Genomic DNA, 18805 nt, shown 5'->3' on the forward strand with positions numbered 1-18805 from the left:
TCTTAATGCCTCTTTACTTAAAAAGGTCTCTTTAAGCATAAGTGACAATTTACTGATATGCTGTGAATTTTTTACCTATCATCATAATTTGTTACCTTGTTACGACCTTGTTGTTTTGAATGATAAAGCGCTTCATCTGCACGGGATAACAGGCTATGGATTGATTCTCCCGTTCTTAACGTTGCAATACCAATACAGACCGTTACCTGTTTAACGGTATTAAAAGGATACTTTTCTATATTTTCTCGTAATTTTTCAGCCATTTCTGCTAACTGAACTTTGTCGGCATGAGGAACAATAATCAGAAATTCTTCTCCTCCCCACCGGCCGACTACGTCACTCTGACGAGTGGAAGAAGAGATTATCTGAGCAAATTCAATCAGAGTTGAATCACCGACATGATGTCCAAAAGTATCATTAACCCGCTTAAAATGATCAATGTCTAGGATCATAACAGCAAATATACTCTTGTACCTGTTGGCCAGATCCAACTGGTGAGCAAGCATTTCATCAAGTTTGTGGCGATTATAGAGACCGGTCAGTCTGTCGGTCAAAGCCAGCTTTTCAAGTTGTTTTTCGTAAGATAGAGTTTGTGTTATATCACGAGACAAACCAATAAAGCGCATTTCTCCAGTTTCTTTATCTACGACCAATCGTGCATTGACTTCAGTCCATACAGTGGAGCCATCCCTGCGGGGCTGTTCAATTCTAAAGGTATGCATCTGCGGTTTTTTACCGCTTTGAACGGCTTCAATTTCAGCTTGCATTGTTTTTAAAACCTGCTGCCGTGAGCCTTCACAAATAACTTTATCTAAAGGCTGTAGTATCACTTCCTCTGCGATATAACCGCGCAATTTCTCAACTGACGGGCTGATATAAATAAACTTACCTTGAGTACTCATCACCCAGACAACGTCATCCATATTTTCCGCCAGCCAGAAATATTTTTTGTACGCTAATTGCAATTGCCGGTTTTTTTCTGCAATAGTCTGATTGATCTTAAATAATTCTCTATGGCGCCAAAAACCTACTAAAGAGATAAGCCCAAAACCAATAATAACTTTATACAGGAGGGAATAATCAATCCGGGATTCATAGCGAATAGCAAGCCATTTATTGTATATCGTTCTGATAGTTTCAGGATTAACACTATCGAGAGCCTTCTGCATTATACCTAATAATAGAGGTTCATCGTTTCTGGTTGCTACACTCAGCTCGAACTCTTTGTTCAGTTTTCCGGCTATACGGATATCGGTTATGCCCTCTTTTTGTATTGCCGAAGCCAGAGGCGGTAGCGCATCAACATAACCAAAAACCTCTCCGTTTCTTACCATCTGAATACCATGCAGACGAGAATCAACCAGAATAATATCAATATCAGGCTGCTCATTGCTTAATAGTTCAGCTGATGCATAGCCTTTCAGCATAGACAGTTTTTTGCCTGCCAGAGGTGCCATATTATCAATATAAATTTCAGTGTTTCTGGTGGCAACAACAGAAGGGAATGAGACGTAGGGTCGGGTAAAATTCATATATTCCAGTCGATCCGGAGTTTTCATTGCCAGAGAGAACATATCGCATTTACGCTGTTTTGCCAGATCAATACTTTCCTGCCAGTTGTGAGATGGAACAAGTTGCAGGTTAAGTCCGCTGTTTTTCATTACTTCCTGCAGGATATCTGCAGTGATACCCGTATGTTTCGCTTCCGCATCGATACCTTCAAGAGGCATCCAGTCAGGATCGACACACATTGTTATCTGTTTTTTCTTTTCCAGATAATGACGTTCATCATTAGTCCATGCAAGAGCAGGGCGTTGCATATTGGTCGTCATGGAACCGAACCAGAGATTACTTAAAGAAATCAGAGAGGAAGGAGAAATTGATGCGATAGCTTTATCGATCAGTCCGAGCAGAACAGGCTGGTTTTTCGGTGTTGCAATATAAAGATTGTTGGCTCCCGACGGAATATTCCAGGTTCCCTGAACCGTAAGTCCGAGATAGTGATTCTGGTTTATCAGGTAGCGAAGAACATTTCCGTAGTCGGCAGCAAAATCGGCACTGCCATTACGTACAGCTTCAATAGCTTCGAGTGTATTGTCTGTGAGATGAAAATTGAATTTGTCAGCATAGTTATTTTGTAGATATTCGGTCTGTTCCCAGCCTTTCGGCGTAGCAATCGTTGTGCCGTATAAATCTTCCAGTGAGTCTATCGGTCTGAAACTGCTGCGTGTGACGAAATTAGTCGTGTCTTTAATAATAGGCTGGGAGAATTGTCCGCATTGACTTATTTTCTCTGAGCGGTCTGACGGATGCAGAATATCAATTTTTCCTTTACAGAACATATCAACTAACTCTTCCCAGGATTTACCACTAACGAATTCAACCTTTATATTTAGTTGTTTTGCAATTAACTGAATCAATCCGACAGAATAGCCTGCTGGTTGATTGTCTATAACAAAATCGTACGGAGGCCAGTCTGTTTCGTTAGAGATACGTAATATTTTTTTCTCCTGTAAATAAGCGGCTTCCTGCTCAGTAAGCAGCATCGATCCGGTATTGTTGTCATGTTTTGAATTTTCATTGGCAAGAAAGTTCGTTCCAAGCCATTTATTAACCAGCTTCATTCTTTCTGTTGCCGTAATATCATCCATTGCTTTCTGGATAATAGACTTAAGTACAGGTCTATCAGACCGAATACCGAAACGCAGATCTTCTTCAGATATGGAAGGAAGCTGTAATTCACCGGCTATACGCAAATTGGTATAGGCATGTTTTGTGACTAGGGCATTAATATTGGTTAAGTTCTGCATCAAAGCATCTATCTGACCATAGACCAGGGCCTTGGTCAGTTCTTCATAGGTTTCGTAAATAATCAGATCAAAAGTGTTCAGTTTTTTCAGTTCACTGGTATAAAAAACATCTTTCAATATACCGACTTTTTTCCCGACAAGGCTATTCAGATCCTCGAACTTACCAAAATCATCTCTGACGTAGATCATGATTGGAATTTCGTAATAGGGCTCGGTAAAAAGAGTAAAAGACAACCGTTCTTTTTTATATGAAATACTGGTGATCATATCGACTTTTTTGGCTTTAAAAGCATCGAGTCCTTTGTTCCATATTTCTATGACAGGTTCAAAGGTAAGTCCGGTTTTCTCACTTAATATGTCCAGAAGATCATGTTCAAAACCATCCACATTATTTTGGGTGGTAAAACTGAAAGGTGTAAAATCAGGCATCATGGCAACAGAGACTTTACGATTGACCCGGATATAACTGATTTCCTCCTCAGTCAGTGCAATCTGAGGATGCTCGGTCGTATATATAAAAGAATGACTATTATAAGATTCTTCTGGTTCGGTCAGGCCAACTTCAGTGAACAGGTTACTGATACGATTGACTTGCTTTGGATCTATGCTGCCTATCGGATAAGTTTTAGGCTGAATAATGCGAACCGTTTGCCGTGCTTCAAAAAGGAGGTGTTCACGGCTTTTGTGCTGAGAATTATATTTATCAATAATAAGGTCAACAATCTCTTCCGGATGTTTAAGCGCATATTCCCAGCCACGATTACTGGCGTTGATAAAAGCATCTGTCAGCTCCGGATGTATTTCTGTAAAAGTTTTTGACGTAAACAGATTGACATCGTAAAGCTCAACACCATAGTTGTTCGGGTCAATGATATTATAGGGAATCCCGTCTTTTTGCAGCGAAAAGGGTTCGTTGGTTAAGAAGACTGAAACCGCATCCACTTTTTTATCAATAAAATCCTGCATATTGAATGTCGGAGGAACAGCGTCGACTTCGCTCGTATCGACTCTGAAAGTGTTAAACATCTGGGTGTAGTTGGCATTTTCGATATCTTGTTTTGAGATCATCAACTTTTTACCAACCAGGTCAGAAGGCAGGCGAATATCAGGCTGGGTAACCAGCGCCAGCGGAGAACGTTTAAAATAGTTAGCCAGTATCATGACCGGCTTTCCCTGCATGCCCAGTTCGATAAGACCGCTTCCCCAGATACCGAAGTCAGCCTTACCAGAGAGAACTTCCTCCGCAACATTCAAACCATTCTGATACTCCCGGATGTCAACATTTATCCCGGCATCTCGATAGTATCCCAACTCTTTTGCAGCATAAAAACCTGCAAATTCAAACTGATGCTTCCACTGAAGGCGAAGCGATACTGTTTGAGTGTCCGCAACACAATTGCCGGTAGCCAAAAGCAGAAAGACACAAACCAGTAAGTGCTGTATATATCGATAAGTCATTCTGCTTGTCTGCATGCCGGTTCCTTTTTGTCTTGCTGACTTAACAAATATAACACCATGAAATGTTTGTGTTGCAGTATTGTTATCATAATTAACAAATTAAATCAGATCTGTTGTGGTGATGACTACAATCATATTTATGAATGACCGCTTTTCTTGGTTGGTATTCCCACTATTTCCTGATATAACGATGGCCTACACTTTGTTGAGGCATTTATGTATATTCAAAATTTCGAAGCTTTTCTGATTGCCATTACAATTCTGACCCTTACTCCGGGTATCGATACGGCATTAGTGATAAAAAACAGCAGCCGTTCCGGTGTTAAAGACGGTTGTGTTACCAGCTTTGGTATCTGTAGTGGTTTGTTTGTTCATGCCACATTTTCTTCTGTGGGGATCTCTGCGATTCTGCTTCAGTCAGCACAACTTTTTCAGGTAATGAAATGGATAGGGGCTTTGTACCTTATCTGGCTGGGAATCAACTCCCTGAAAGCAACCTATAAAGGCGTTAAAGGCATCGAGGTTGAAGAAAGTGACGGGCACAGGGTATTTTCAGCAAGACGCTCGTTACGCGAAGGGTTTCTTTCTAATGTACTGAATCCTAAAACAGCCGTGTTTTATCTGGCTTTTTTACCTCAGTTTATCAATCCTGAGCATTCTCTTTTTGTTCAGTCATTTATGATGGCTGGTATTCATTTTCTGATTGCAATGATATGGCAGAGTGGTGTTGCTACTGCTGTCACTTCAGCCCAACAGTTGGTGAAAAACTCATCATTATTAACCTGGATGGAAGGTATTACAGGAAGTGTACTGATTGCACTTGGCATAAAATTAATCATGGATGATGGTGTGGAGGCCAGTTAATTTACCCCATCAAAACCCGCTTCCCTGAGCCTGATCAGGGAAGCGGATCCAGAAGATTATTGCTGTAATATACTCTTAAGCTCATCAACTGCAGGAACCTTACCCATCACCTTGATCTCTCCATCCACAGCCAGAGCAGGGGTGAGCATTGCACCTAATGCTACAATCTGGTTAATATCTGTTATTTTTTCCAGTTCATAATCCAACTGAAGCTCTTTTGCTGCCGTATCAGCGGCTTCCGCCAGCTTTTGACACTTAAGACAACCAGTACCTAATATTTGAATTTTCATAGCAACTCTCCGAATAGTGTGTTTTAACCAAAAAAGGCCCCGAATATTATTCCACTAATGGTTGCCATTACGACGACCAGACTGATAAATACAATGGTTTTACGGCTTCCGAGTACGCTATGGATAACCAGCATATTCGGCAGACTTAATGCTGGCCCGGACAAAAGCAGAGCCAGTGCAGGACCTTTTCCCATACCATTTCCAATCAGCCCTTGCAGGATTGGCACTTCTGTCAGTGTAGCGAAATACATAAAGGCACCGGCAAAAGAAGCAAAGAAATTAGCCGATAAGGAGTTTCCGCCAACAGCCTGCGAAACCCACTCAGAGGGAATAAGACCTTCATGCCCGACTCGTCCCAGCAATGCTCCGGCAATCAAAACACCGAATAATAATAAGGGCATAATCTGTTTAGCGAATGCCCATGAAGATGAAAACCACTCTGACGCTTCACCTTTGTCAGTACTGGTAAAGACAGAGAGACCAATTATCCCGGCAGAGAAAGCGAGTAAAGGTTGTGCTGGAAAAACCAGTGCCAACATGACAACAGCAATACCTGTCAGAGTAACTTTCCACCATGCCATATTGAACCAGCGCACCAGAATGATACTCAGAGTAAATGCAAAAAGTGAGGTGACGACCCATTTAAAATGGTAGATGGTCGCCCAGATACCCGTAATTTCAGCCGGCTTTCCCCAGTTAGCAAAAACCAGAATACCAATCATAGAGGAAAAATAGAGGCCGTTTTGCCAGAGTGAACGTTTTACGTCTTCTTCCGGTAAAACCATCTGTGCTGCTGCTTTTTGGTTCTCTTCTTTGATAAAAATAAAATGCATCAACACACCAATAATGACACTGAAAACAATCGCTCCGATGGCTCGGGCAATACCCAGCTCACTGCCAAGAATCCGAGCTGTCAGGATAATGGCCAGTACGTTGATTGCCGGTCCCGAGTAGAGAAATGTTGTTGCGGGTCCCAGTCCTGCCCCCATGCGGTAAATGCCGGTAAACAGCGGAAGAACCGTACAGGAACAAACGGCAAGAATAGAGCCCGAGACAGAAGCAACACCATAAGCCAGTATCTTATTGGCCTTGGCACCAAGATACTTCATAACAGATGCCTGACTGACAAAAACAGCGATCGCACCCGCAATAAAAAATGCAGGAATTAAACAGAGCAGTACATGTTCCTGGGCATACCACTTAGTCAGATACAGCGCTTCCATCACAGCATTATCAAAACGCTCAGTTCCGACAGGCAGATAGAAAAATATAAGAAATATACCAGTAATAACCGTCAGTATTTTCCATTCAGATTTCCAGTTCATACCTCTTCTCCGTACCTGTGATTAAGTTAGCCGACTAAAGCAGTCTGTTCTGTTGCATGAGAGCTAATAATGGTTTCTATGCAACGCATAGACTGAAGAAGGCAGGGAACTTTTAACCGGTAAAAAACTTGTTTACCTCGTTTGTCGCTATCAATAATTCCGGCTTGTTTTAAGACAGAAAGATGTTTGGAAATAGTAGAGAAATCGGCATCAATACGTTCAACAAATTCACAGACACAACGCTCGCCATCGACCAGCTGTTCAGCCATCCAAAGGCGGGTAGGGTGGGCCAGAGCCTTAAGCACTCTGGCTTTTGCTTCGTATAATCGTTTATCTTTTTCGTTCATATTTTCCGTTCATAGCATTTATTATTTGCATATATGGCAAAATAGCCAAGTATTAACAATAAATCAACATCTTTTCTGTATTTTGTGTTGATTACGCCAGACCGGTAAATAAAAAACCCGCCGAAGCGGGTATGTATTTAACCTGAATACGGGTCAGTGCTTAGCTTTCAGTAACCGTATCGTATTTCTTCAGTGAAGCCATTTGGCTAAAGAACTGTTTGGTCTCTTCTGCAACGACATTGCGCAGCATAATCAGACCGATCAGGTTAGGTATTGCCATCAGACCGTTAACAATATCGGCAATCAGCCAGATCATATCCAGTTTCAGAAATGCCCCGGATGCAACCAGTGCCAAAAAAATGATTTTGTATGGTAATACGGCTTTCGTTCCCATCAGGAATACTACGCAGCGTTCACCATAGTAGTTCCAGCCCAAAATAGTGGTAAAGGCAAAAAACATCAGGCCAATAGATACCAGCATCGGACCGATAGTTTCAGAGCTCAGACCAACAGCAAAGGCATGTGTAGTCATCTCTGCTCCGGCGAAATCACTCTGCCATGCACCAGTAAGAATCAAAGCAAGGCCGGTCATAGTACAGATGATAATAGTATCAAAGAAGGTCCCCGTCATAGAGATCAGTCCCTGACGCACACAAGAATCTGTTTTTGCCGCTGCCGCCGCCATTGGCGCACTGCCCAAACCCGACTCATTAGAAAACACTCCCCGGGCGACACCGGACTGAATTGCAACCATAATGGTTGCCCCGAGGAAGCCGCCAGTTGCTGCGGTTTGTGTAAAGGCAGAAGTGATGACCAGCACGACAGCGTCCACCAGTTGATCTGCATTGGCAACCAGCACGCTCAGACAGGCCAGCACATAGAATACGGCCATTGCTGGAACTACTTTACCCGCAACGTTTGCAATAGAACGGATACCACCTATAGTCACAAAAGCAACCAGCAGAGTCAGAAAAGCAGCAGCCACACCACGGGATAGCCCGAATGACAATTCAGAAGCATCAAGAATGGCGTTAACCTGAGGAAATGTACCGATACCAAAGCAGGCAACACCCAGAGCAAATACAGCGAACAGAGTTGCAAGAACCTTAGAACCGACACCGTATTGAAGATAGAACATTGGGCCGCCAACCATTTGGCCTTTGTCATCTGTTTTTCTGTATTTTACCGCCAGCAGGCATTCTGCATATTTAGTTGCCATACCAAATACCGCTGCCAGCCACATCCAGAACAATGCGCCGGGACCACCCAGTTTAATTGCTGTCGCAACACCAACGATATTACCAGTACCTATGGTTGCCGACAGTGCAGTGCACAGTGCAGCAAAACTGGAAACATCACCCTGAGAACTGTTGGTGCTACTTTTACTGAACACTAACTTCAGAGCTGTAGGAAGATGGCGGAATTGCAGAAGTCCGAGACGAAAAGTGAAATAAACACCGGTACCGACCAATAAGATCAACAGCGGAGGTCCCCAGACCAGACTATCAACAGTTTGTAAAAAAGATTGGAAGTTATTCATGATTTCCCCTTAAAAATAAATACGTTAAGGAGAAGAGGGAAAGGGGCGTGATCAAACAATCACACAACAGTAAGAATAAGGGTCACTGAACAGATGTGAGAAAACACATTATCAGTTACCCAAAACACATAGTTAATTACTTTCCACTCCTCTGTCCTTTTGCCTGAGAGTTTCCTCCGATCTGACGATCAAAGTTGCTCCTTCGGCGGCTGGTTTATATCGTTCTGATATTTCAGCTCTCTCCAGAGGTTCCTCCAACTACAGTCCTTGTCTGGCCATTAGGCACCGACACCTGAAAGATTTACTTCTTCGGCGGACAAATGTCATACGTTTTAAGCAAAACGAAGGGCAGATGTCTCTCTCCTGCAGTCTTCACCGGAACAAATACCTGTATAGATAAGTATCACAGGTATTCTGTAGCGCGCATCCTACAAAAAAAATGAGCGCCTGTCAGCAAAGAATGTACTAATTGAACAAATAATCAGCGCAAGGAGAAGGGAATGGCAGGTAAACACGGAAAAAAAAGTGAAATTATATATAATTAGGCAATAAGCCCTGCTATATGGAGCAAAATAAGATGACCCGATTATTTGCCATTGGTGTATTAATAGCACTGGCGGTGTTGTTATTCCGTTACCGGACTAATGAAAAAATTCAAACCGGTGTTATCATCGCACTGATCACAGGGATTATGTTATATACCATCATCATAGTGATTAGCGAATTAATACGCTGAGCCGGATAACGTGGAGTTGTATTGAGTGAAAGATCTGAATGGTCAGGATAACGTTGTTGTTATTGAAGAACGGGACAAACGGACTTATCTGTATATTATAGTTGCAGCGGTCTTTGGCCTTGCTATCGGAGGGCTTGCTGGGTCAATTGTCACCCAGAGCCGTTGGGAAACCGCTTATCACCAGTTACAGGAAAAACAGCAACAAAAGACTGAAGCGGTGATTTCTTCTGCTGACAAGCAGAAAGAACCTGCAACTTCGATAGATATTGATGCTATCGTGGATAAACGTGTGACCGAACAACTGGAATCAGAAGTCAGTATACTGAAAAAAGAATTTGATGCACAACTTCTTGCTTCGCAGAAAATAGTAACTGAACTGGAGAAGGTGAATATTGAGCTGGAAACCAGAATCAAAGTACAGCAGGATTCCATAAAGCAAGAACAGGAAGAAAATGCTCAGTTACTACAGAAAACAGAGATGCAGGAAATGGTTTTTGAACGTTCCAGAGAATTGTTTCAACGGGAACTGAAGATCAAACAGGAACTGGAAAAACTGCAGCAGGAGCGGGAAGCACTAGAGCCACAAGTGCAACAATACCAAAAAGACTGTGATGCCTATCTTGAAGGTAATGACTGGGATGTGGCAGAAGACTCTTGTGACAAGCATGATGAGGCCAATTCAAGACTGAGTCAGATTGATCAGATGATAGAAGTCCATAAGCTGGATCTTCGTCAAATCCAGCAAATTGCCGGAGAAATTGGCTTATAGATTTTGGAACCGTTAATATTTCACGGCCTGACTGATGGGGGATTGTTGCTGCCGGCGGTACGAGTAGCAGGCAACGCTCCCCCAACCAATAACCTGTCCCCACAATAGTGTCCACTGAGGGAGTATTTGGGAAAACTCTGCTCCCATCTGGTTAACCGCCATCATGCTCTGAATAGCCGGTGTACTGGGAAACAGGCAACTCAGCCAGATTACGGGCTCAGGTATGGCTTCCAGGGGCCAGATAAAGCCAGCACTGAATATTAAGGGCATTGAACTGATTAACACGACAAAAGTGACAAGTTCCCTTCTGGGTAACAAGGCTCCCAGCCAGACCCCGATACAGGCACTGCTGATAAAAAACGGAGCCAGTAACCGCAGGATTAGAAAACTGTCAGCCAACTGATTAATCTGGTAGAAATCAAAGCTGAAACCAAAGTAAAACATGGCCAAAAGGTAATAGATACAAACCAGTAATCCTATCCTTATGCTCAACAGTTTTACGGGACAAACTTTTTTCCAGTATCCGTTCCCGTACTTCTCTGTTCCGCCCATCAGACCGGCTCCCATAGCCAGAGTCTGCTGTAGGATCAGGATAAATACCCCCGGAATAACATAATCAACATAGCCGAGCACAGGGTTAAACACCGGCTTCATATTAACCTGGATCTGAGAGTACTGTTCCTGAGCAGAGGCTAGTGGTTCCCCCTCCATCAGTAAACGCAATACCTTAGCTTTGGCTCCTAAGGTAGCACCAGCCTGTGCAAGTCCCTGAACAATCGTGCCGTAGACCAGAAAATAAGAGGCATCTCCCGCATAGGCAAGCACCGGACTTTTCCCCAGTAACAGGTCACGATAAAAGTGTTCGGGTATGACCAGAATGCCCCGAACTTCCCGGTTAAGAAACTGCTGCTTCGCCTGCTCAACCGTGTAAGCATGTTTAATGATCTTTACCTGTGGTGTCGCATTGACCATTCGCTCTAACTGACGGCTGAGTGCACTGTTATCCAGATTAACCAGAGTAATTTCCTGCTCTGTCGGCACCTGATGGATATAAGGCAACGGATACAGGAACGAGTAAAAAATGACGCCACCAAATACAGTAAGCAAAATCACCGGATTGCGGAAGATGGCCAGTAGTTCTTTTTTTGCCAAATCAGTCAGACTCATGTTGAATCTCCTGATATTTAAGATGTTTTCTGATCAGTAACACCATTAGGAAAAAAGGCAGAAGATATCCCAGTATCGGAGGGGTAAATCGAAGGATAGTTTGCCATGGCGCGACACCGTAACTAAATTGTTCAATTTGCGCCTCAATATAATAGCTGACTGGCAGGAAACTCCGCCATACCTGAGCAAGAAAGGGCATATCTGTTGCCGGAAAAGTTACCCCCATAAAGGCAAAACTTGGCGCGGTAAAAACCGCTGAAAAACTCATTGCACGGGCGGGATCCCATGTCAGAAAGAAGAATAAGCACCCCATAATCATAGCTGCGATCGCTGTTAAAAACTGTGCATACAGTAAAGGCAACAGACTTCCTGCTAATGGCCATTTTAAACCAAGAGAGAACCAGAGTAAGAAAATATATCCCAGTAACAGATATACAGGCAGATAACATGCACAAAGTGAAATGAGCCGCCGAACCGGCCGGGCACCAAACATGGCCACTAATCCATAAATCCGGTCATTGGCGCTTAAAAACAATATAGTCGTCACTACAATAAATATTTGCCACAATGCGGGGATAATGGCTGAGACCAGAAACTGAGCATAGTTAGAATTCAGGTTAAATAAGGGGGTGATCTGATTACGGACAGTCACCGTTTTACCCTGAGCACTCAGTATAGACATTTTTCCTTTTGACAGTTGTTTCTGTATTCCTGCCTGAGCACTGAACGTGCCGGCAGCCAGATTGACAGCACTGTTAATCAGCTTACCGATTAAGATGTACTGACTGTTATAAAAAACGGAAATACGGGGTGGAGTATTAAGATACACATCCCGTTCAAAATGCCGGGGAATCACTACATAAGCATATATTTCACCAGCTACCAACGCAGTTTTAGCCTCGGGAACAGAGACATAATACCGGTCTGCCTGCATTACTGAAGTCGCATCAAGTTCCCGGACCAGTGTTTGCGAAAGAGGGCTTTTTTCCAGATCAACAATACCGACAGGCAAATCCCGGATCAACCCTTGAGAGAAAATCCACCAAAGTATAAAGCCCAGAAGCACAGGCAACCAGGTCAGTGAAGATAACAGCCATTTATCATTAGCCAGAACATGCCACTGATTGGGTTTTATATTCTGCATATGATTACAGCTCTACAGCAACACTCATTCCGGTCCGGAATTCATCCGATGACTCAACCGGTCTGGCTTCGACTTCGAAGGTTCTCAAATCAAAGCCCTGTGATGCATCAGTAGAACGCCAAGTGGCAAAATCCCCCATAACGGCGATATGACTGACTTCAAACAAAACTTCTTTATCTAACGCAGGCAGATAAGCCGAAAATGTATCGCCTTTACGGAAATATTTCAGCCAATCTTCCCGAACATTGAATATTGCCCAGCAGTCCTGTGTATCAATCACAGTAACGACGGGAAAACCCTGTGGTGCCAGTTCGCCGCTATTCAGTAACACCTGAGACACTTCACCATTAAACCAGCTCTTTATACGGGTATCTGCTGCATAGGCTTCGATCTCAGCAACAGCACCTTCAGCCATACGTGCTTTTTCACTGGCAGCCTGAATGGTTTCTGAACGCGCCCCTTCCTGTGTCATCTGATACATCTGGTAAGCAGCACTTTCAGTATACCTGGCTGCTTGCCATTGAGTCAGGGCTTCATCACGCTTTTGCTCAGCAATCACACCTTCCTTATACAGGTTGTCTACCCTGCGATAGGTTTTTTCTGCAAGCAGGGCGGCAGTCTGAGCTTTTTTCCACTGATCTTCAGCCGCCTTTTTCTGTTGTTCTCTGGCCCCGTTCTCTGCTTCCTGAGCCAGCGCACCTGCCGCCGCTTTTCCAGCCAGAGCCTGTGCCAGCTTCGCATCGATTTCAGGGCTGTAGAGAGTAAAGATCAGATCTCCTTTCTCTACCTGATCCCCTTTTTGTACCATAACTTTATCGATACGCCCGGCAACTTTAGACGAAATACTGTACTGCTGCGCTTCTATTTGCCCCTGTATCCGGATTGGTTTAGGCTGATGTGCCAGATAAAAGCTGTATCCTATCCAGCCGGCAACGGAAAGAACGCTAACCGCAATAATAGCAGGCTTAACTATTTTCATAACGGATTCTCCGGAGCAACTGAGGGTTCAGATATATATTCATAGTGCACAAATGTATCCATTTCATTACTAAGAGCCAGAAGCCGGTTCAGTGCAATTAAATAATTAAACCGGGCGACCTGTTGTTGTGTTTTGATACCAGCCAGATACAGTTCTGCATCAACGACATCAAGCGAGGTTGACAACCCCTGAGAGAACGCAGTTCTTCGTAATTTCAGGTTCTCTTGTGCCAACATCAGACTCGTGTCCAATCCTTCAGCTTCTTCAATAGCCTGTTCTGCTTCAGAATAGGTTTTTTCAACCAACACCGTCAAATCACTAATGGCCTGTCGGCGGGCATGCTCCACCTGCATAATGGCACTTCTGGCCGCTGCCGTGTTTTCTGAACGGCCATGGGTATCGATAAGATTAATATTCACCCCAATACCAACCATCCAGTCTGGCACCAGTTTGCTGGCCAGATTATCTTCTTCATAAAGGTTATAGTTTCCGTACAGATAGACTTCCGGATAATAATTACCCAATTCAGCTTCTAACAGATTGCGGCTTTGTTTATCTTTTGCAGCCAGTAATTTTAATCCGGGATAGGTTGCCAGAGTCTGCTCGGAAAAAGCAGATAAAGGTGGCAGACTGTGATTAATAAACAGATGGGTCTGTGGTGTTATGCTCTCCGGCTGATTTAAGATCTTGGTCAAAGCCGAAGTAACGATAGCCAGATCCCGCTGAGCTTTTTTCCGGTCAACAACCGCTTTCATCAACGAAGCTTCAGCCTGCAGTCTCTCAACTTTGGCTATCTGCCCCTGCTGTTCCAGTTTAACGGCAAATTCTTTATGCTGGATCAGTCCGCGTTCCACGGACAATCGGGTCTCCAGAACGTTTTTGGCCAGTACAACGCTGAAATAATACTTAGCCAAATCCTCATATTGTGCCTGAGTTTCCATCTCCAGCAGCGATTCAGCTTCCTCTGTTTGACCTTGAGCAATTTTTTGTGCTGCAGTAATCCGGCCGCCGGTAAAAATCGGCCAGATAGCCCGAACCGAGGAGTTCACCATATCTTTGTCTGCAATTGTGGAAACCGCAGGTAATGCACTGAGGCTGGAAACCAACGACGCCAGACTTGTTGACCCCAGTGAGCTGATAAGACCCGGTATTGCAGCTTTCGTTGTACTGTCAAGGCTATTTATCAGATCATCGGCAGACAGGGTAACGTCATCATCCAGCCGGGTATAAGTTGCACCGAGGGAAATCGATGGATAATTTAACGCATCTTTGGATTTTTCCAGCAACCGGTAGCGTTCAACATTCGCCCTCTGAGAAGCAAGTGAGCTGTTTTTTTCCTGCAGTACTTTCCATGCCTCATTAAAGTGCATTTCTTTTCCCTGAATGGGTAAAGTGAAAAGAAAAAAGCCAAGGGAGAGAACAGTCAATACCTGAGAATTTCTAATCATACTAAAACTGTATCTGTGTAAGTATCTGAAATAGAGTATATGCTCTATTTTAGTCTAATGCATGAGAAATAACATAATTATGTTATCTGGATAAAGAGGATTTTGCTCAGAACGATACCGAAGCAGGCTAAGAACAGATAAAATAAATAGATCCGTGATAAATGTAGGTTATGAAAGCTCAGTAATTACATGAATAATATTAAAATTCGCAGTGCTGTTATCGGTGATCTGGAACAACTGAATGATATGATGTTTGCTCTGCATGATTTTCATCATCAGTCATGCCCTGAACATTTCAAAACAGCAGAAGATATCGAACAGGAAAAAAGTATTGCCCGTTATCTGGATCTGCCCGAGTGTGTTGTGTTCGTCGCCGTAGAAGGAAACAGAGTTGTTGGATTCATCAGTGGCCATTTTTGTGAACTGATTTCCACTGTGAGCAGACCCGTTGAAATGGGTAGTATTGATGAGCTGTATGTGCTGCCTGAAAAGCGTCATACCGGCGTTGGCGAAAATTTATTCCGGAAACTGGAACAGACTTTTGACGATTATGCAGTACAGCAGATTTTTGTTGAAGTGTGGGATTTCAATCAGGACGCTATAGGATTCTATAACAAGGTTGGGTTTAATCCGCATATTCACTGGATGCGGAAGGCCATAAAGGTGGACGATTAACAGATACTGGTACGGATAACCTGTACCAGTATTTGCCGGGACAGACTTACGCGTTAAGAATAAATTTTTCAATCGCAGTAGCAACACCATGATCATCATTTGAGTCAGTCACATAATCGGCTATTGCCTTCGTCTGTTCCATGGCATTCCCCATCGCAATACCAAGACCGGCATACTCAAGCATATGGTGATCATTTTCAGCATCCCCCATACAGATAACCTGATCCGGAGTCAGACCCAGATAGTCAGCAACCATTTTAACTCCGGCACCTTTATTACTGTTTTTATTCAAAAATTCCAGGAAAAAAGGGGAGCTGCGTACAATAGTAAACTGGTCATAGAGCGCCTCTGGGAAAGCGGAGATAGCCTTGTCCAGCAGTTCAGGTTCATCGATCAGCATGGTTTTAATTATCTGGTGATCATCATCCAGTTCAAAAAAGTCCATAGTAGTGACTTCAAGGCCGTTAATATCGGCTTCATGTTGCGTGTATTTACTGTTTTTAGGTGTGATCAGGCCATATTTCTGACTGAATGCATGAATATTAACGCCCAGTTTCTGGCTTAAAGCAGCCAGCTGTTTATTCTCTTTACCGGTAAGGATCTGGCTGCGGATCACCTCACCATCAGATACCCGCTGCACCAACGACGCATTGTAGCTGAGTACAAAATCATTTTCAGAAGTCATATTCAGTTCTCTAACCTGAGCCATCATACCTTCGACAGGGCGCCCAGAGGCAAGAACAACCGTAACGCCAAGAGCACGAGCTTTTGCGATAGCCTCTCTATTTCGCTGCGATATCATTTTCTGGCTGTTCAGCAATGTGCCGTCCATATCCAGTGCAACAAGTTTATACATAGAAATACCTGATGTGTTGTCTGCAATAATCCGCTGAGAATAACACAGGAAGATAAAAGAATCCTGAGCAAAAACTTCTCCGGATACATATTGCTATTCTGCACGGACTCCTTTATGGTCTGGCCGATATTGATTTTATATAGGGTAATCCGATGAAAAAAGCGGTTGTAGTATTCAGTGGAGGACAGGACTCAACAACCTGCCTTGTTCAGGCACTAAAGCAATACGATGAAGTTCATGCTATTACGTTTGATTATGGTCAGAGGCATAAACTGGAAATTGAGATTGCTCAGAAACTAACCCAAAAATTGGGGGTTACCGCACATAAAATATTGGATGTCGGTTTGCTGAATGAGCTGGCAGTCAGTTCACTGACCCGGGATGATATACCCGTATCCCATGAGTTACAGGATAACGGATTACCAAATTCTTTTGTTCCCGGACGAAATATCCTGTTCCTGACACTAGCTGGTATTTATGCTTATCAGATTGGTGCAGATGTTATCATTACCGGTGTATGCGAAACCGATTTTTCCGGATATCCAGATTGTCGGAATGAATTTATTAAAGCTATGAATACTGCTTTGGTCAAAGGTATGGATCGGCAACTAGCGATAGAAACGCCCCTGATGTGGCTGAACAAAGCAGAAACCTGGGCTCTGGCTGATAAAAATGACGCACTGGAACTTGTCCGCAATGAAACGTTAACATGTTATAACGGTGTTGTTGGTGATGGGTGTGGAGATTGTCCGTCCTGCAGCCTACGCAAAGCCGGACTGGATGCCTATCTGAATAGTAAAGATGAGGTAACGGCATCGCTTGAGAGTAAGCAGACAAAATATAAATAATGCCCGATTCTGCCGGGCTTCCATGCCCGGTTATTGTTCAGCACTGATTGATAGAAGAATTACAGGTACATTTTTGCTAGTTCTGAAGGTTCGACTTCTTTTCCTTCCAGATCCGCATTCCAGTTTGTTCCGATAAGTACGCCATCTTCATTCAACGTAATCATCCAGTCCTCGACAAAGATATCCAATGGTATTTCAACAACATCAAAATCTTCCCACTCTTCCACATTATGTACTTCTGCATCTTCTCTGGACGACCAGAATGGCATGACCTCTGTCTCTTCAAATTCAGCAGAGTCACAGGCCAGCCAGCCGTCTTCTTCGTTGCGTAGCCCCCAAACCAGCTGGTTTTTCTTTGTTTCGGTAACAAACAACTCCAGATTAGCTTGTGCATCGGATGTTAAATTGCTCATGATTATATTCCTGCGCATGGTTTCAATGCCTGAATGGTAGCAGGAAATCAGGCAGTTATCTGTTTATTTATTTTTTGTTTTTATACAAATGTCACTTCGATATAAATGCAGAATAAATTCGTCATTGGTCACGGAATGCAGGCTGAGAGATATGGATAATGCACCAGATTGTTTTTTTTGCTCCGGGATTGGAGCTTTTTCAGGAGAGATAATATGTATTACGGCTTTGATGTTGGCGGCACTAAAATCGAATTTGGTGCATTTAATGAAAAACTGGAAAGAGTAGCGACAGAACGAGTGCCAACTCCGGGTGATGATTACCAGAAGCTGATTGATACATTAGCGGGATTAATCAAAAAATATGATACTGAGCTGGGAGTTGAGGGAAAAATAGGAATTGGTCTGCCCGGTATGGAAGATGCCGAAACCGGTGCGGTTCTAACCGTAAATATTGAAGCGGCAAAAGGCAAATTGCTGCGCAAGGATCTCGAGGCAGTTGTTGGCCGTGAAGTTCGTATTGAAAACGACGCGAACTGTTTTGCTTTGTCAGAAGCCTGGGACGATGAGTTGCAGGGGGAGGAATCGGTTGCAGGATTGATTCTGGGTACCGGATTTGGTGGCGGACTTGTATTTAAAGGTAAAATATTTTCAGGCTGTAACCACGTAGCTGGTGAGGTAGGGCATATGCGTTTGCCTATTGATGCCTGGTTCCATCTGGGAGACAGTGGAAAGGCTCCTCTGTTTGATTGCGGATGTGATAAAAAAGGATGTCTGGACAATTATCTGTCTGGTCGTGGTTTTGAACAGCTATATGAGCATTATTATGCGGAGAAGAAAAAAGCCATTGATATTATTCAGGCACAGGCTGAAGGTGAACCTAAAGCAGTAGAACATGTAGAGCGCTTTATGGAATTACTGGCCATCTGTTTTGCCAGTATTTTCACAGCCATTGATCCACATGTTGTTGTACTTGGTGGCGGGTTGTCCAACTATGATCTGATCTATGAAGAGTTACCGAAACGCCTGCCTAAGTATCTGCTTTCTGTTGCAAAATGTCCGAAGATTATGAAAGCAAAACACGGTGATTCGGGCGGTGTTCGCGGCGCGGCATTCCTGAATATAAAATAACCATTCGT

At 43.5% G+C, this 18805-nt stretch carries 17 protein-coding genes and 2 riboswitches; of the genes, 6 read left to right on the top strand and 11 right to left on the bottom strand.

What is annotated here, in order from left to right:
• Positions 1–71: 71 nt before the first annotated feature.
• Positions 72–4283, bottom strand: coding sequence for a transporter substrate-binding domain-containing protein (locus tag CSW98_RS01950; protein ID WP_100798757.1), 4212 nt, complete (start codon positions 4281–4283; stop codon positions 72–74).
• Between the two features lie 201 nt (positions 4284–4484).
• Here CSW98_RS01950 and CSW98_RS01955 point away from each other — a divergent pair, with 201 nt between their 5' ends.
• A complete protein-coding gene (locus tag CSW98_RS01955) occupies positions 4485–5132 on the top strand; it encodes a LysE family translocator (protein WP_100798758.1) in 648 nt (215 codons plus the stop codon).
• A gap of 56 nt (positions 5133–5188) precedes the next feature.
• Here the strand turns inward: CSW98_RS01955 and CSW98_RS01960 are convergent, their stop codons facing one another.
• From CSW98_RS01960 to CSW98_RS01975, 4 genes are all read right to left on the bottom strand, one after another.
• On the bottom strand, positions 5189–5422 hold the full coding sequence (locus CSW98_RS01960) for a thioredoxin family protein (RefSeq protein ID WP_100798759.1): 234 nt from the start codon (positions 5420–5422) through the stop codon (positions 5189–5191).
• Positions 5423–5445: 23 nt separating this feature from the next.
• On the bottom strand, positions 5446–6747 hold the full coding sequence (locus tag CSW98_RS01965; protein ID WP_100798760.1) for a permease: 1302 nt from the start codon (positions 6745–6747) through the stop codon (positions 5446–5448).
• Between the two features lie 26 nt (positions 6748–6773).
• Entirely contained in the window at positions 6774–7094 is a 321-nt protein-coding gene (locus tag CSW98_RS01970; RefSeq protein WP_100798761.1) for an ArsR/SmtB family transcription factor, read from the bottom strand.
• 160 nt (positions 7095–7254) lie between these two features.
• Complete coding sequence (locus tag CSW98_RS01975) at positions 7255–8634, bottom strand: alanine/glycine:cation symporter family protein (protein WP_100798762.1); 1380 nt, start codon at positions 8632–8634, stop codon at positions 7255–7257.
• A gap of 148 nt (positions 8635–8782) precedes the next feature.
• Positions 8783–8883: riboswitch (glycine riboswitch) on the bottom strand.
• 2 nt (positions 8884–8885) lie between these two features.
• Positions 8886–9010, bottom strand: a riboswitch (glycine riboswitch).
• 201 nt (positions 9011–9211) lie between these two features.
• On the opposite strand from CSW98_RS01975, the gene CSW98_RS17605 reads away from it, so the two are divergent.
• Entirely contained in the window at positions 9212–9370 is a 159-nt protein-coding gene (locus CSW98_RS17605; protein WP_198517258.1) for a hypothetical protein, read from the top strand.
• Positions 9371–9395: 25 nt separating this feature from the next.
• The gene (locus tag CSW98_RS01980; protein ID WP_232733461.1) at positions 9396–10139 is read left to right on the top strand and encodes a chromosome partitioning protein ParA; all 744 of its coding nucleotides are present in this window, start codon (positions 9396–9398) and stop codon (positions 10137–10139) included.
• A gap of 12 nt (positions 10140–10151) precedes the next feature.
• On the opposite strand, the gene CSW98_RS01985 is transcribed toward CSW98_RS01980, so the two are convergent.
• Genes CSW98_RS01985 through CSW98_RS02000 form a run of 4 tightly spaced genes read right to left on the bottom strand, consistent with a single transcriptional unit; the run spans position 10152 to position 14877 of the window.
• Positions 10152–11306 (bottom strand): ABC transporter permease, encoded by a 1155-nt coding sequence (locus CSW98_RS01985; protein ID WP_100798763.1) that lies wholly within the window; start codon positions 11304–11306, stop codon positions 10152–10154.
• Positions 11293–12450 carry an ABC transporter permease gene (locus CSW98_RS01990; RefSeq protein ID WP_100798764.1) on the bottom strand — a complete coding sequence of 386 codons (1158 nt, stop codon included), beginning with the start codon at positions 12448–12450 and terminating at the stop codon, positions 11293–11295. Before CSW98_RS01990 ends, CSW98_RS01985 begins: the two co-directional genes overlap by 14 nt.
• A gap of 4 nt (positions 12451–12454) precedes the next feature.
• Positions 12455–13429 carry an HlyD family secretion protein gene (locus CSW98_RS01995; protein WP_100798765.1) on the bottom strand — a complete coding sequence of 325 codons (975 nt, stop codon included), beginning with the start codon at positions 13427–13429 and terminating at the stop codon, positions 12455–12457.
• Complete coding sequence (locus CSW98_RS02000) at positions 13426–14877, bottom strand: TolC family protein (RefSeq protein WP_100798766.1); 1452 nt, start codon at positions 14875–14877, stop codon at positions 13426–13428. Before CSW98_RS02000 ends, CSW98_RS01995 begins: the two co-directional genes overlap by 4 nt.
• Before the next feature lie 189 nt (positions 14878–15066).
• Here CSW98_RS02000 and CSW98_RS02005 point away from each other — a divergent pair, with 189 nt between their 5' ends.
• On the top strand, positions 15067–15552 hold the full coding sequence (locus tag CSW98_RS02005; RefSeq protein ID WP_100798767.1) for a GNAT family N-acetyltransferase: 486 nt from the start codon (positions 15067–15069) through the stop codon (positions 15550–15552).
• Positions 15553–15598: 46 nt separating this feature from the next.
• On the opposite strand, the gene yidA is transcribed toward CSW98_RS02005, so the two are convergent.
• Complete coding sequence (gene yidA / locus CSW98_RS02010; protein ID WP_100798768.1) at positions 15599–16408, bottom strand: sugar-phosphatase; 810 nt, start codon at positions 16406–16408, stop codon at positions 15599–15601.
• A gap of 152 nt (positions 16409–16560) precedes the next feature.
• On the opposite strand from yidA, the gene queC reads away from it, so the two are divergent.
• Positions 16561–17256 (top strand): 7-cyano-7-deazaguanine synthase QueC, encoded by a 696-nt coding sequence (gene queC / locus CSW98_RS02015; protein ID WP_100798769.1) that lies wholly within the window; start codon positions 16561–16563, stop codon positions 17254–17256.
• 59 nt (positions 17257–17315) lie between these two features.
• Here the strand turns inward: queC and CSW98_RS02020 are convergent, their stop codons facing one another.
• Complete coding sequence (locus tag CSW98_RS02020; protein WP_100798770.1) at positions 17316–17669, bottom strand: DUF2750 domain-containing protein; 354 nt, start codon at positions 17667–17669, stop codon at positions 17316–17318.
• Positions 17670–17882: 213 nt separating this feature from the next.
• On the opposite strand from CSW98_RS02020, the gene nagK reads away from it, so the two are divergent.
• Complete coding sequence (gene nagK / locus CSW98_RS02025; RefSeq protein WP_100798771.1) at positions 17883–18797, top strand: N-acetylglucosamine kinase; 915 nt, start codon at positions 17883–17885, stop codon at positions 18795–18797.
• Positions 18798–18805 lie beyond the last annotated feature (8 nt).

Origin of the sequence: Vibrio sp. HA2012 (assembly GCF_002812955.1) — a bacterium.
Lineage (GTDB): Bacteria > Pseudomonadota > Gammaproteobacteria > Enterobacterales > Vibrionaceae > Vibrio.